Source organism: Flavobacterium crocinum, from assembly GCF_003122385.1.
GTDB classification, from domain to species: Bacteria; Bacteroidota; Bacteroidia; order Flavobacteriales; family Flavobacteriaceae; genus Flavobacterium; species Flavobacterium crocinum.
The window spans coordinates 706,467-720,336 of record NZ_CP029255.1 but is presented as its reverse complement, the minus strand read 5'-3'; the positions used below and the strand labels follow the sequence as shown (position 1 = coordinate 720,336).

Genomic DNA, 13,870 nt, shown 5'->3' with positions numbered 1-13,870 from the left:
CTAAAATAACCATATCTTTTTGTAAGAATGGAAAAGCTATTGGTCTGAGGCTGTGCAAAAAAAAAGAACTGTCTTGGTTGGAGACAGTTCAACAGTAAAGAAAAGTAAAGTTATTAAGCTAGATTTTTTTCAACATCTGCTTTGTGTTTTCTTAAAATAGCTCTTGTCATACCTAAATTAGCTTTTGATGCATCTGCAGCTAAGTAGATCATGAATTTTTTATTTGGAGAGATATCGATAATGTGAATTTGATTCGAAAGTGTAATCAAAATATCTTCAATATCCTGGTTTAGACCTAGTGCTTTTACGGCATTTAGTTTTGCTTTTACCACTTCGAGGTTATAAGCTGCGGCAAGTTCTGGGTCAAAACCTGGATCGACTGTTAAATTTCCAAAGCTTAATCCAGATTCAATTTCTGTTACAGCAACAGCGATAAAGCCGTTAACGTTAGTTTTCATTTCATTTAAAAACACGTTTAAAAAATCATTACTCATAGTCATTTGGGTTTAGTTTGTTAATAGATTATGTTATTTCAGTAGGGAATTTTTACTTAATTCAACAGATACTTCTTCTGTTGAACGCATTAACAAGGCTAGGTTACTTCCTTCTTTTGAAAAGGCAACAATAAAGTTGGAGCCACTTATTTTGTTTCCAACAATAACGCCTTCTGCGCTTTTTAAATACAATTGTTTTAAAGAGCCTTTTTCTAAATCAATTAAGAATTTTTCGCTCATTGATAAAATTGCGGCGCTCATAGCAGCAATGCTATCTCCGTAGTCAAGGTTTAGGGAAGTGATTAATTTTCCTTTTCCGTTTAAGATTAATGCTGCTGTGGATTTTGTGCTGACAAGAAAGTCATTCAGTGTAGTTGTGATTTCATTCATGATTTTGTAGGATTTAGGGAGGAATGTTAAATTTAGTTTATTTTGGTATTTGGTTTTAAAATTAATCTTGAATCATCCTAAACAAGTGTTAATTTTGTTTAACAAATATAAATTAAATTATGTATCATTGTAGTACCAAATCGTTAATAATTTAAATTATTTACTGTAAAAAACTTACATTATGGCTAAAGTACTGAAATTCAAAGATGTAAACTCTGACGTAGAGCGCAGAATGAAGGATTTTGAAAAACTGCGCATCAAGTTTAAAGCTGATGTAAAAAAGGGTGAAGCTAAGAAAGCTGCTGCCGGAAAAGAAAGTAAAGGAATATTCAAATCTATTTCAGATTTTTTCTCCGACAGTCCTGCAAAAACCGCAGCTAAAGCTCCTGTAAAAAAATAAACTTTCAAGGTTTAGATTAGCAGATAAACTGAGTTTAGTTTATTAAAAAACAATTAACGCTCCCTTGGGAGCGTTTTTTTTGATTTAATTGTTATTTTTGCCCATCAAAAAATTATAAAATGTCATTACGAAAAGCGTATTTCCTTATATTTCTAGTTTTAATTGTTGATCAGCTTTCTAAAATCTATGTCAAAACCAATTTTGTTCTTGGTGAAGAAGTGGTGATTTTTGATTGGTTTAGAATTCATTTTATTGAAAATGAAGGAATGGCTTGGGGAACAAAAATTCCAGGAGAATACGGGAAATTAATTTTAACTGTTTTTAGAATTTTTGCGGTTTTCGGAATTGGCTGGTGGCTTGCAGATGTGGTGAAAAAACGTCAATCGACTTATTTAATTGTTGCTATTGCTTTAATCTTTGCAGGTGCGGCCGGAAATATTATCGATTCTGTTTTTTACGGAATTATTTTCGATGACAGTACACATAACTTGGCGACAATATTTTCTCCGGTTCCATACGGAACATGGTTTCATGGTTTGGTTGTAGATATGTTTTATTTTCCTATTTGGGAAGGTAATCTTCCAACCTGGCTTCCTATTTTCGGAGGGAAACACTTTGCTTTCTTTAATGCTATTTTTAATGTTGCCGATATGGCGATTTCTACCGGAGTAGGAATTCTTTTAGTATTCAATAAAAAAGCATTTCCAAAACACGCATAAATTATTTTAAAATTCAAAAAATAAATTCCAAATTCCAATATTTGATAGTGTTCATTGCACGCGGATATTGGAATTTGGAATTTTTCATTATTGGCATTTAATATTATTGTGTTATTTTTACAACACAAAAAATCAAATTATGCAAAGTCCGTCTTTCTCTATTTATGATGCTTCTGCAGGATCTGGAAAGACTTATACATTGGTTAAAGAATATTTAAAGATTATTCTTTCTTCTCCAAAAAATGATGCATATCGAAATATTTTAGCAATTACTTTTACCAACAAGGCTGTTCACGAAATGAAGAGTCGTATTGTTGGGAATTTATCTGAATTTGCAAAAGACGATCCGTCTTCAAAAGCGGTTGATTTAATGGAGGATTTGTCCCGGGAAACAGGGCTTTCGATAATTAAACTTAAAACTAAATCACAGCAGATTATAAAGCACTTAATTCATAATTATGCGGCTTTTGATATTTCCACTATTGATAAATTCACACATAAAGTTATTCGTGCTTTTGCACATGACTTAAATCTTCCAATGACTTTTGAAGTTACTCTGGATACGGAGAATTTATTAGTCGAAGCGGTTGATGCTATTATTGCACAAGCAGGAGAGGATGAAACGCTGACCAAATTGCTTATCGATTTTACAATGGAAAAAACCGATGACGATAAAAGCTGGGATGTTTCGCGTGAAATTCTGGATACCGGAAGATTGGTTTTAAATGAAAATAATCGAAACGAAATTCTGCATTTTCAGGATAAAACGATTGAAGAGTTTGTTGAGATCAAAAAGAAAATGCAGACGCTCTGTAAAGAGTTGGAAGATATAAATGCCGGATTGGCTGTTAAAGCAGTTGAGTTAATTGATAAAAACGGAATAGATCCGAAATCATTTTCCAGAGGGACTTTTCCAAATCATTTAGATAGTATCCGCGACGGGAAATTTAATCCTAAGAATAAAACTTTTCATGAGTTTGAAGATATTGCCATTAACAAAACGGCTAAAGACCGGGGGTTAATCGAAAATATTATTCCCGAGTTGCTTCAGATTTTAAAAGAGGTTTATCAAAACTTTGAGAAAAGGGATTTTTATAAGGCCTTCTTGAAAAATATCACACCGCTTTCATTGCTAAATACAGTTAGTAATGAGTTGTCGAAAATTCAGTCGGAACAAAATATTTTATCTATTTCTGAATTTAATGCAATCATTCACCGTGAAATACAGAATCAGCCGGCGCCTTTTATTTATGAGCGTTTAGGAGAGCGTTATCGTCATTTTTTTATTGACGAGTTTCAGGATACTTCCGAAATGCAGTGGCAGAATTTAATTCCGTTAATAGATAACTCGCTTTCGGGTTTAGATGATTTTGGGAATAAAGGAACGCTGATGATTGTTGGCGATCCTAAACAATCTATTTATCGCTGGCGCGGAGGAAAAGCAGAGCAGTTTATTGAATTGAGTAAAGATATAAACCCGTTCAATAATCCGGATAAGCAGATTAAGCATTTAAATACAAATTACCGCAGTTATAGCGAAGTGATTGAATTTAACAATGCTTTTTTTAAACTCATTTCTGCTGAGTTTTCGAATGAAGATTATAAAGACTTGTATGAGAATCATAGTTTTCAAAATACAAACTCAAAAAAAGGTGGTTATGTCAACATTTCTTTTCTTCCAATTGTAGAAAAAAATGAATTTGCAGACGAAGAAGAAACGGTTGAAAAATCAGATTTATATGTTCTGGCTACTTTAAATACAATTCAGGAAGTTTTAAAACAAGGATTTGAATATAAAGACATTGTGATTTTAACTCGTAAAAGAGGTCAGGGAATTGCAGTTGCCAATTATTTAACAGAGCAGGGAATTCCTCTTTTGTCTTCGGAAACTTTAATGATTCAGAATGCTTCCGAAGTTCAGTTGATTGTTCATCTGCTTCGTTATTTGAGCAACAGTGCTGATTTGGAATCGAAGGCGAATTTCCTTCACTTTTTAGTTTCAACCAAAGATTTGCCAATGCCGGTTCATGATTTTATTGCAATGGGAATGAGTCATAAGGTTGAAAAGGAGTTTGAAGAATGGCTCTTGACTTTTGATGTTTCGTTTTCTTTTAAAGATGTTCGAAAAAAATCTTTGTATGAAGCGGTTGAGATTATAATTTCTAAATTCATTTTGCCATCTGAAGGGAATGCTTATGTTCAGTTTTTCTTGGATATAGTTTTAGAAAGAGATATCAGAAATCAATCAGGTATAGCCGACTTCCTGGTGTTTTGGGATAAGAATTCGGAGAAATTTAGTATTCCTTCTCCCGAGGGAAATAATGCGGTCCGAATAATGACTATACACAAATCGAAAGGTTTGGAGTTTCCGGTTGTAATCATGCCATTTGCTGATGAAGATTATAATCGAAAACCAAAAGACAAATTGTGGCTCGATACAGAAGAAGTTGATTTGGGAGTGCCAAAAGCGCTTGTAGATAACAGTAGTATTGTGGAGAGTTTTGGTGAAAGTGCATCAGCAGTTTTTAATTTGAAAAAACAAGAGGAACTGCTGGATAATATAAATGTTCTTTATGTGGCGCTGACTCGTGCCGAAGAGCATTTATATGTGATTTCGCAGTCTTTAGAAGCAAGAAAAGATGGTGAGTATCCAAATAATATGGCTTCCTTTTTTATTAAATTTTTAATTCATGAAGGAGTTTATGATGAAGAAAAACTGAGCTATGAATTCGGGAATAAAATAAGACTTTCGAAAGCTTCAAAAACTGTTGATTTAGTAAAATCAATTCCGATTGTAAAAGAAGTTTTAAATCCGAAAAGTATAAAAATAGCGCAACGCGAAGCTTTAATGTGGGGGACGCATCAGCAGGAAGCGATATCTTATGGGAATGTTGTGCATGAAATTTTGGCTTTTGTGAAAGATAAATCCGATATCGATCTGGCAGTAACAAAATCACTTGAAAATGGTCTGATTACTTATGATCAGGTTGAGCAAGTCTTAAAAACTTTAAATGAAATTGTAAATCATCCTGAATTGACAGTTTGTTTTGATGGAACTCATACTATTTTAAATGAGCAAACTATTGTTCAGAAACAAGGAAGAATATTAAAACCGGATAGAGTTGTTTTTTTAGAAAACAAAGAAGCTTTTTTACTGGATTATAAAACCGGAGCTGTTAATGCTAAATATCAACAGCAAATCCAAGAATATCAAGATGCAATTGAAGACTTAGGATACAAAGTGTTAAAAAAGGCATTGGTGTATATCGGTTCGGAAATTGAAGTGGTAAATTTGTGAAAAAATTAATCAGATGTTAAAGAAATAACGAAGCTTTATTTTTGTTAAGTTGTTAATTTTTAACGTTTTAAATAAATAAAAAAATGTACGGTAAAATCAAAGAACATCTGCAAAGTGAGTTGCAGACAATCGAAGAAAATGGAATTTTTAAGAAGGAGAGAATTATCACATCTCCTCAAGGTGCCGAAATTAAAATTTCGACTGGAGAAACGGTTCTAAACTTTTGTGCCAATAATTATTTAGGGCTTTCGTCGCATCCGGAAGTAGTACAGGCTGCTAAAGATGCCTTGGATACACATGGTTTTGGAATGTCATCTGTTCGTTTTATTTGCGGAACCCAGGATATTCATAAAACATTAGAAAAAAAGATTGCTGATTTTTACGGGACAGAAGATACTATTTTGTATGCAGCGGCATTTGATGCTAATGGAGGTGTTTTTGAGCCTTTGTTGGGAGAAAATGACGCAATTATTTCTGATAGTCTGAATCATGCTTCTATTATTGATGGAGTTCGTTTGTGTAAAGCGGCTCGTTATCGTTATGAAAATAACAATATGGAAGATTTGGAGCAACAGTTAATTAAGGCTAATGAAGCCGGAGCGCGTTTTAAATTAATTGTTACAGACGGTGTATTCTCTATGGATGGCCTTGTTGCGCCTCTTGATAAAATTTGCGATCTGGCTGATAAGTACGATGCTATGGTGATGGTAGATGAATGCCATGCCGCAGGTTTTATTGGAGCAACAGGAAAAGGGACTCTTGAAGCAAAAGGTGTTATGGGGCGTGTTGATATCATTACCGGAACTCTTGGAAAGGCATTAGGAGGAGCAATGGGGGGATATACAACAGCTAAAAAAGAAATTATTGAAATTCTTCGTCAGCGCTCAAGACCTTATTTGTTTTCAAATTCTTTAGCTCCTTCTATAGTTGGTGCTTCGATAAAAGTTTTTGAGTTATTAGAAAGAGATACAACATTGCGTGATAAATTAGAATGGAACACCAATTATTTTAAAGAAGGTATGAAAAAAGCCGGTTTTGATATTATAGATGGAGATTCTGCTATTGTTCCGGTAATGTTGTATGACGCGAAATTATCACAAACCATGGCAAATGAGTTATTGAAACAAGGAATTTATGTTATTGGATTCTTCTTTCCGGTAGTTCCAAAAGAAAAGGCAAGGATACGTGTTCAGCTGTCTGCAGCGCACGAAAAAGAGCACTTGGATAAGGCGATAAATGCCTTTACAGTTGTCGGTAAAATGTTAAAAGTTATATAATTACCACTTTGGTCAAATTTTTGTAGGTTTTTTTTAACATTTCATTTTGTATTTAAAAAATTTGGTGTTACTTTTGCTTGTAATTAACTAAATTGTAATTAAAAAAATTAAGTATGAAACATCTTAACAAACTTTTAGTTGCTGTATTGATGGCGATGGGTTTAAATGCTCACGCGCAAGACAGTAACAATCCATGGGCGATCTCTTTCGGGGTTAATGCTGTGGATACAAGGACTAGTTCTGGTGCTGGTCACGGGTTTTTTGATCAACACTTCTCTCAGCCATTCGCTGTAAAAGACAACTGGAACATTCTTCCTTCTCTATCTTACATTGGTGTAAATAGATATGTTGGAAGCGGTTTTTCTGTTGGTTTACAAGGATCTGTAAACAAAATTGATAAATTTGTTGTTCTTGACTATACTAGTCCAAATGCTGATGGTAGAGGAAACGTTGTGGAAAATCCTGGAGATTTAATGTACTACGGAATTGACGCTACTATCAAATATAGCTTCCAGGAATTAATCAAATCTAAAGTGGTTGATCCTTCGTTATCTGTTGGTGGTGGTTATACTTTCTTCGGAGATAGCAGCTTCGGAACTGTTAACCCAGGTGCTGGTGTTACTTTCTGGTTTACAGATGCTATTGGTCTTGAGTTAGCTACAAGATACAAATGGGCTGTAAGTGGAGATAGAGTTGATGCTTCTGGAACTCCAGATGCTCCATCTCACTTCCAACACACTGCAGGTTTAGTTTTCAAATTCGGAGGTAAAGATACTGACGGAGACGGAATCTATGACAAAGACGATGCTTGTCCAGATGTTGCTGGTTTAAAACAATTCAACGGATGTCCTGATACTGACGGTGACGGAATTGTTGATGCTTCTGACGCTTGTCCAGATGTATTTGGTTTAGCTGCATTAAACGGATGTCCTGATACTGATGGAGACGGAATTGCTGATAAAGATGACGCTTGTCCAGATGTTGCTGGTTTAGCTGCTTTAAAAGGTTGTCCTGATACTGACGGAGACGGAATCGCTGATAAAGATGATAAATGTCCTACAGTTGCTGGTCCTAAAGAAAACGGTGGTTGTCCTTTCTTAGACGCTGATAAAGATGGTGTTGCTGATAAAGATGATGACTGTCCTACAGTTCCAGGTCCTGCAAGCAACAGAGGATGTCCAGAAGTTACTTCTGCTGCATTAGAAGATCTTAAAGTTCAGGCTAGAGCAATCTACTTCAACTCAGGAAAAGCTACTTTCAAAACTGGTGACAAAGAAACTCCAGCTAGATTAGACGCTATTAAAGAAATCCTTAAAAACTATCCAAACGCGAAATTCTCTATCGAAGGACACACAGATAGTACAGGTTCTGCTAAAATCAACCAAAAACTTTCTGAAGATAGAGCTAACGCTGTATTGAATGCTTTAGTTGAAAGAGGTGTTAGCCCTGATAACTTAGAGGCTAAAGGATTTGGATCTTCTCAACCAGTTGCAAGTAATAAAACTGCTGCAGGTAAAGCTCAAAACAGAAGAACTGAAATTAGACACATTGGTTCTAAATACCAAGGAAAACTATAATTTAGTTTCTAAATAAATATGAAAAGCCATTCTTAATTGAATGGCTTTTTTTATTTTTATACTATGATAAATGATTCTTTTCTTCAAAAGTTAGCTGGTATTGTAATTCAGGATTATGCTGAAAAACTTTCTCAAATAACTATAATTCTTCCTAATAAAAGAGCTAAGGTGTTTTTAATTGAAGCTCTAAAAAAAGCAACAGATAGAACTATTATAGCTCCGGAAATTACAAGTATTGAAGATTTTGTACAAGATGTTGCGTCAATTCGTTCGATAGATTCTATTGAGCTTTTGTTTGAATTTTACGAGGTTTATTTATCTGTTACAGAAAAGAAACATCAGCAGTCTTTTGAATTGTTTGCAAATTGGGCTAAAACACTTTTGCAGGATTTCAATGAAATTGATCGCTATCTTTTGGATCCTTCGCACGTTTTGTCTTATTTGAAAGATATTGAAGATATAAAGAAATGGGGTTTAGAAGTTGATCAGAAAACAAAGCTTCTCGAAAATTATATTGATTTTTGGAAATTGCTTCCTCTTTACTATGAGTCACTATATAGTCATTTGTTGTTTAAATCGATTGGTTATCAGGGGTTGGTTTATAGAGAAGCAGTTAATAATTTAAATCATTTTTCTAATACTATAGGAAGTCGTATTTTTATTTTTGCAGGATTTAATGCTTTAAATGCTGCTGAAGAAAAAATAGTACAACATTTACTGGCTCTGGATCAAGCCAGAATTTTTTGGGATGCAGATCAGTCTTTTTTAAATGACCCTTATCACGATGCGGGACTTTTTTTAAGGCGTTTCAAAGAAAGCTGGAAGCATTATAAAGGACATCCTTTTGAATGGATTGTGGATGATTTTTCTCAATCAAAAAACATTCAGGTTATAGGAACTCCTAAAACAATTGGACAAGCAAAATTGGCAGGAAGTATTATTGAGGATTTACTTAATCAAAATCCGGAAGCTTCTCTGGATAAAGTTGCTGTGGTATTAGGAGAAGAGAATTTGTTGGTGCCGGTTCTGTATTCGCTTCCTTCTGCTGTTGGGGCTTTGAATATTACGATGGGCTATTCGGGAAAGAATAATCCTTCGCAGATATTGGTTGCTAAGTTGTTTAAAATGCATACAAATGCGCTTTCGCGAAAGGGAAATAGTTATGTCTTTTATTATAAAGATGTTTTGGATGTTCTGACACATCCTTTAGTGGAGCCTTATGCTGGTGCTCAGGTATTGGTTAGGATTATTAAAGAGAATAATTATACTTTTATTACACATCAAAAAATTCTGGAACTTCATCCAAATACATCTAATTTTTTTAAGCTTTTGTTTGAAAAATGGGAAAGTGGTTCTATTGCTGTTTTGAATAATATTTCGGCTTTATTGATTGCTGTTAAAGAGCATTTCAGTAATGATAATGAAGAAGAAAAAATAGCAAAAGCTTTTGTTTATGGTGTTTTTAAAGTGATTAATAAACTTATAAATTATTATACCAAGCACAATCATATCGACAATATTGATACGCTTCATGCAATTTATAAGCAAATTATTGATCTAGCTGAAGTTTCTTTTGAAGGTGAACCATTGCGTGGTCTGCAGATTATGGGGGTTTTGGAAAGCCGTGTTTTGGATTTTGAAACGGTTATTATAACTTCTATGAATGAAGGGAAGTTTCCGGCTGGAAAATCACAGAATTCGTTTATTCCTTATGATGTAAAACGTGAGTTGGGGCTTCCAACTTTTAAAGAAAAAGATGCTATATATACCTATCATTTTTATCATTTACTACAAAGGGCGAAAAATATCTACTTGATTTATAATACAGAAAATGACGGATTGGATGCTGGAGAAAGAAGTCGCTTTATTACTCAATTAGAAGTAGAGAAGCAGCGAAAACATAATCTTACTTTTGATATTTATAATCCGGTTTTACCAAATACGGCTTACGAGCCAATTTCGGTTCCGAAGTCTGAATTGGTAATGGAACGCTTAAAGGAAATTGCGACAACAGGTTTCTCCCCGTCTGCATTGACGAGTTATATTCGAAATCCGATTGAGTTTTATTTTCAAAAAATATTGCGTATCCGGGAAGTGGAAGAAGTGGAGGAAAATATTGCACTGAATACTTTAGGGACAATTATTCATGAAACATTAAAAGCTTTATATGAGCCTTTTATTGGTAAAATTATTTTAGAAAATGATCTTTTAAATTGTTTTAAACTGCTTGATGATGAAGTTTTAAAGCAATTTAAATTGGTTTATAAGGAAGGTGAGATAAAAAAAGGACGAAATCTTTTGGCTTTTGAAGTGGCGAAACGAAATGTTTCTAATTTTTTAAGAATGGAGTTGGATTCTGTGAAGAATGGTGAGGAAATTCAGATTGTTGCTTTAGAGCAGACATTTGGACGTGAATTCATTCATCCAAAATTGCCTTTCCCTGTTCTTATTAAAGGAAATGTGGATAGGATTGAACGACGCGATGGAAAAATCAGAATTATCGATTATAAGACAGGAAAAGTAGAGAAGTCGAATGTGGTATTGAAAACATGGAACGGATTGACTCAAGAGCTTAAAAACGATAAAATTATCCAGGTTTTGGCTTACGCCTTTATGTTTGAAAAAGAAGCAGGAAATCTTCCAATTGAAGTTGGGATTATTTCGTTTAAAAATTTAAAATCTGGTTTTTTACCTTTTGGTTATAAAGAAGAAAAAGAATTGAATGCTGTGGTAACATCAGAAATTTTGAATTCTTATTTGGATGAAATAGCGAATTTACTTAGTGAGATTCTGGATGTTAATATTCCTTTTGAGGAGAAAATATAAATGTTTTTTAGTCTTAAAAATTATAAAATAAAATTATTTGTAATAAAGTAGAACCGTTATGAGTTATTTGTCCGCGAAAAGGACAATTTTATTATTGATCGCTAAACAAAATAGAAAACGTTTTTATAATTAAATCAACAAAAAAAGCCGAGCTTCTTAGAAAAGTTCGGCTTTTTTTTTAAAGAGCTTTTAGCTGAATATTTTTTTGAAGAAACCTTTTTTAGATTTTTCTCCAGAATCCGTATTGTTAATATGTCCGTTTTCAATACGAAATCTTCTAAACTTCTCCAGTTTAACATTTAGGTCAAAGCGTAATTCGTCAACAGTTTTCATAAGTAAAAATTTTTTGCAAATCTATAGAAAATCTTTTTGCAAATGCAACAATCTGCAAATGTTAATTTTAGAAATGAATTTTATGAAACGAAATGTTACGATTTTAATACAATATGTTTTTTATGTTAATTTTTATTGCAGATTTTTTGCAAAAAAATGAGATTAATTATGTGATAAATAAAAGTGAGTCAGTCTGTTAAGTCGATGCTTTTTTTAACAAGTGTTTATCGCGCAATTGTTAATGATTGAAATATCTTTGACCCTTCCAAAAACATGACAAATAGAAGAATATGATTGATTTACAAACACTAGTACAAGAGACTGGAGCAGAATCTGGATTGAGTTTTAATATTGATGGAATCTTAAACGAGTCTGTTAATTTAGAATATGACGGAAATGTTGCAGCTATGATCGGAATGATCTTAAAGATGTGCCTTGAAATGTCAGAAGACGTAAATAACGGTGATCTTAAACAAGTTATGATTAAAAATAATGACGGAATTGTCGTTGCTATCAAAAACGAAGATGATAACTGCATTGCCTTACTTTCTAAGGATTTGAGTAAAATGGGACTTTTACTTCGTAAAATGGACACCATTTTTAGCAACTAATTTTAAACTTAAAACTTTAATAAAATATGTCAGATTTTTTACAAAACTTTCAAAACGATTTAAAAGAAAATATTAACGGATTTATTGCCGTTTCAGTAACTGAAGTTGAAACAGGAATGTCTTACTGTTCGCTTACTGCAAGACCTGATTTTGATCCTGAATTGGCTTCTGCTTATAATTTAGAAGTAGTTAAAGCAAAATTGAATGCAATTAGAGCTTTAGGATTAGATCAAAAAATTAATGATATTTTAATTACACTTACAGATCAAATTCATATTATTGACCTTTCTGAAGATGGAAGATACTTTATTTATTTAGCTGTAGATTCTAATAAAGCAAATCTTGGTTTAACAAGAGCAGTTTTGTCCAGATATAAAAAAGATATTATCACCAAATTATAACGATTTTTTTGCCCCCAACAAAGAAAAAAAAGGCTATTTCGACTTTCTGTCTGAAATGGCCTTTTTTGATTTTATAAAGCTGGATTTTATTCGAAGAAATCTGCTAGAACAGTTTTTAAAGCTTCTTTATTCTCGATTTGGCTCATGTGACCGTCTTCAAAAGAAACTAATTCTACAGTTGTGTCTTCAATTTGAGAAAGACTGTCTTCATAATTTAAAACCGGATCTTTTTTTCCTAAAATTAATAAAACCGGAAAACGATTTTCGTGTAAAAGCCATTCTCGGTCTTTTCGTATTTTCATTCCTTCTAAAGAAGCAATAATTCCTTGTAAAGGCGTTTTTAAAGCTTCTATTTTTACTTTTTCAATTTCGTCTGCTAATTGAGTCCTGTTGTTTTCGCTAAATAAATTGGCGATTGCCAGACTTACAAAAGCAATATAGTTTTGTTTTACTGCTTTTATAGCGCGGGTTCTGTTGATTTTTTTCTCGGGATTGTCCTCTTTAGAAGTTGAATTTAGTAAAACTAGTTTTTGGATTTTCTGCGGATAAAATTCGGCGAAAGCCAAACCTACATAACCGCCCATTGAATGTCCTAAAATAGTAGCTTTTTCAATTTTTAAATGTTCTAAAACTTCGTTTACAGCATTTGCGTTGTCTTCCATTTCATGAACATAACCTAAACAATCAGATTCGCCATGTCCTAATAAATCAATGGTGATAACACGGTATTTTTCGGCGAAAAAATCAACATATTCTTTCCACATTTTTTTGTTTTCCAGAAAACCATGAAGGAAAATAATTGTGTTTCCTTTTCCAGTATCGGAAAAAGATATTTTGGTGTTTTTGTATAAAGTGTGATTCAAAACGGATATTTTAAATAGCAAAAATACGCTATTTTATTAGCCATAAGAAATACAGAATAAATTTTAACTGAGAGAGATTTTGAGATTCTCTTAAAGAAGCATAAGCTCTTTTCATTTGTGTTTTTACAGTATTGATGGAGATATTGTGGTCTTCTGCAATTTCTGCATAACTCAATCCTTCGACAACATGCGACATAAAGATTTCTCTTCTGGCCTGAGGAATTTTCTCGACTAAGGTTTGAATTTTAGGTTTTTGGTTTTCTTCTGTATTTTCAAAAACAGTTTGTTCTTCAGATTTTGGAAAAGCTATTTTTTTGTCTTGAATGCTGATTGTTTTGTTTTTTTCTAAATGCTGAAGGCTTAAATTTTTGATAGCTTTTGTTCCATAGGCTTTAAAAGAAATATTGAAGTTTAGAGTTTCTTCTTTTTCCCATAAATAGGTGAAAAAATCCTGAACAATATCTTTTGCTACATCTTTGTCCTTTACAATATTAAAAGAAACCAATGAAAAAAAGACAAAGTGTTCTTTGTATAAGGTTTCAAATACTTTAAAATCTTTATAATTCAGCATCTCCAAATGTCATTTATTCGTTTGTAATGGATTACATTGTGTCAAATGTAAAATAAAAAGTTAGTTTTTTTTTGTAATGTGTAAAAAAAATCAAAAAATATTGATTTGTT

The 13,870-nt window shown here is 33.0% G+C and carries 13 protein-coding genes; 8 read left to right on the top strand and 5 right to left on the bottom strand.

Features of this window, described 5'->3' with window-relative positions:
- Positions 1–113: 113 nt before the first annotated feature.
- Both HYN56_RS03490 and HYN56_RS03485 read right to left on the bottom strand, forming a co-directional pair.
- Entirely contained in the window at positions 114–494 is a 381-nt protein-coding gene (locus tag HYN56_RS03490; RefSeq protein WP_091494458.1) for a hypothetical protein, read from the bottom strand.
- A gap of 33 nt (positions 495–527) precedes the next feature.
- A complete protein-coding gene (locus HYN56_RS03485) occupies positions 528–884 on the bottom strand; it encodes a roadblock/LC7 domain-containing protein (protein WP_109190909.1) in 357 nt (118 codons plus the stop codon).
- 181 nt (positions 885–1,065) lie between these two features.
- Here HYN56_RS03485 and HYN56_RS03480 point away from each other — a divergent pair, with 181 nt between their 5' ends.
- The 6 genes from HYN56_RS03480 to HYN56_RS03455 all read left to right on the top strand — a co-directional run bounded on the left by HYN56_RS03480 (position 1,066) and on the right by HYN56_RS03455 (position 10,981).
- Positions 1,066–1,284 carry a hypothetical protein gene (locus HYN56_RS03480; RefSeq protein ID WP_109190908.1) on the top strand — a complete coding sequence of 73 codons (219 nt, stop codon included), beginning with the start codon at positions 1,066–1,068 and terminating at the stop codon, positions 1,282–1,284.
- Positions 1,285–1,403: 119 nt separating this feature from the next.
- The gene (locus HYN56_RS03475) at positions 1,404–2,003 is read left to right on the top strand and encodes a lipoprotein signal peptidase (protein WP_109190907.1); all 600 of its coding nucleotides are present in this window, start codon (positions 1,404–1,406) and stop codon (positions 2,001–2,003) included.
- A 139-nt stretch (positions 2,004–2,142) separates the two neighbouring features.
- Entirely contained in the window at positions 2,143–5,301 is a 3,159-nt protein-coding gene (locus tag HYN56_RS03470; RefSeq protein WP_109190906.1) for a UvrD-helicase domain-containing protein, read from the top strand.
- Positions 5,302–5,384: 83 nt separating this feature from the next.
- On the top strand, positions 5,385–6,578 hold the full coding sequence (gene kbl / locus HYN56_RS03465) for a glycine C-acetyltransferase (RefSeq protein WP_109190905.1): 1,194 nt from the start codon (positions 5,385–5,387) through the stop codon (positions 6,576–6,578).
- Positions 6,579–6,691: 113 nt separating this feature from the next.
- Positions 6,692–8,155: an OmpA family protein gene (locus tag HYN56_RS03460; RefSeq protein WP_109190904.1), complete on the top strand. Its 1,464-nt coding sequence runs from the start codon at positions 6,692–6,694 to the stop codon at positions 8,153–8,155.
- 63 nt (positions 8,156–8,218) lie between these two features.
- A complete protein-coding gene (locus tag HYN56_RS03455) occupies positions 8,219–10,981 on the top strand; it encodes a PD-(D/E)XK nuclease family protein (protein ID WP_109190903.1) in 2,763 nt (920 codons plus the stop codon).
- A gap of 189 nt (positions 10,982–11,170) precedes the next feature.
- Here the strand turns inward: HYN56_RS03455 and HYN56_RS25015 are convergent, their stop codons facing one another.
- Positions 11,171–11,314: a hypothetical protein gene (locus tag HYN56_RS25015; RefSeq protein ID WP_167398269.1), complete on the bottom strand. Its 144-nt coding sequence runs from the start codon at positions 11,312–11,314 to the stop codon at positions 11,171–11,173.
- Between the two features lie 290 nt (positions 11,315–11,604).
- On the opposite strand from HYN56_RS25015, the gene HYN56_RS03450 reads away from it, so the two are divergent.
- A complete protein-coding gene (locus tag HYN56_RS03450; RefSeq protein WP_109190902.1) occupies positions 11,605–11,925 on the top strand; it encodes a roadblock/LC7 domain-containing protein in 321 nt (106 codons plus the stop codon).
- 26 nt (positions 11,926–11,951) lie between these two features.
- On the top strand, positions 11,952–12,326 hold the full coding sequence (locus HYN56_RS03445; RefSeq protein WP_109190901.1) for a hypothetical protein: 375 nt from the start codon (positions 11,952–11,954) through the stop codon (positions 12,324–12,326).
- An 86-nt stretch (positions 12,327–12,412) separates the two neighbouring features.
- Here HYN56_RS03445 and HYN56_RS03440 read toward each other — a convergent pair whose 3' ends face one another.
- Together HYN56_RS03440 and HYN56_RS03435 are read right to left on the bottom strand one after the other, a co-directional pair.
- Positions 12,413–13,189 (bottom strand): alpha/beta fold hydrolase, encoded by a 777-nt coding sequence (locus HYN56_RS03440; RefSeq protein WP_109190900.1) that lies wholly within the window; start codon positions 13,187–13,189, stop codon positions 12,413–12,415.
- Positions 13,190–13,217: 28 nt separating this feature from the next.
- Positions 13,218–13,760, bottom strand: a complete 543-nt coding sequence (locus HYN56_RS03435; protein ID WP_109190899.1) for a sigma-70 family RNA polymerase sigma factor — start codon at positions 13,758–13,760, stop codon at positions 13,218–13,220.
- Positions 13,761–13,870: the final 110 nt, after the last annotated feature.

Bases quoted from the DNA above. Each gene is read 5' to 3' on its own strand.
- HYN56_RS03445 (WP_109190901.1), top strand. From the start codon at position 11,952: ATGTCAGATTTTTTACAAAACTTTCAAAACGATTTAAAAGAAAATATT.
- HYN56_RS03470 (WP_109190906.1), top strand. From the start codon at position 2,143: ATGCAAAGTCCGTCTTTCTCTATTTATGATGCTTCTGCAGGATCTGGA.
- HYN56_RS03475 (WP_109190907.1), top strand. From the start codon at position 1,404: ATGTCATTACGAAAAGCGTATTTCCTTATATTTCTAGTTTTAATTGTT.
- HYN56_RS03490 (WP_091494458.1), bottom strand. From the start codon at position 494: ATGAGTAATGATTTTTTAAACGTGTTTTTAAATGAAATGAAAACTAAC.
- HYN56_RS03460 (WP_109190904.1), top strand. From the start codon at position 6,692: ATGAAACATCTTAACAAACTTTTAGTTGCTGTATTGATGGCGATGGGT.
- HYN56_RS03435 (WP_109190899.1), bottom strand. From the start codon at position 13,760: ATGCTGAATTATAAAGATTTTAAAGTATTTGAAACCTTATACAAAGAA.
- HYN56_RS03485 (WP_109190909.1), bottom strand. From the start codon at position 884: ATGAATGAAATCACAACTACACTGAATGACTTTCTTGTCAGCACAAAA.
- HYN56_RS25015 (WP_167398269.1), bottom strand. From the start codon at position 11,314: ATGAAAACTGTTGACGAATTACGCTTTGACCTAAATGTTAAACTGGAG.
- kbl (WP_109190905.1), top strand. From the start codon at position 5,385: ATGTACGGTAAAATCAAAGAACATCTGCAAAGTGAGTTGCAGACAATC.
- HYN56_RS03455 (WP_109190903.1), top strand. From the start codon at position 8,219: ATGATAAATGATTCTTTTCTTCAAAAGTTAGCTGGTATTGTAATTCAG.
- HYN56_RS03450 (WP_109190902.1), top strand. From the start codon at position 11,605: ATGATTGATTTACAAACACTAGTACAAGAGACTGGAGCAGAATCTGGA.
- HYN56_RS03480 (WP_109190908.1), top strand. From the start codon at position 1,066: ATGGCTAAAGTACTGAAATTCAAAGATGTAAACTCTGACGTAGAGCGC.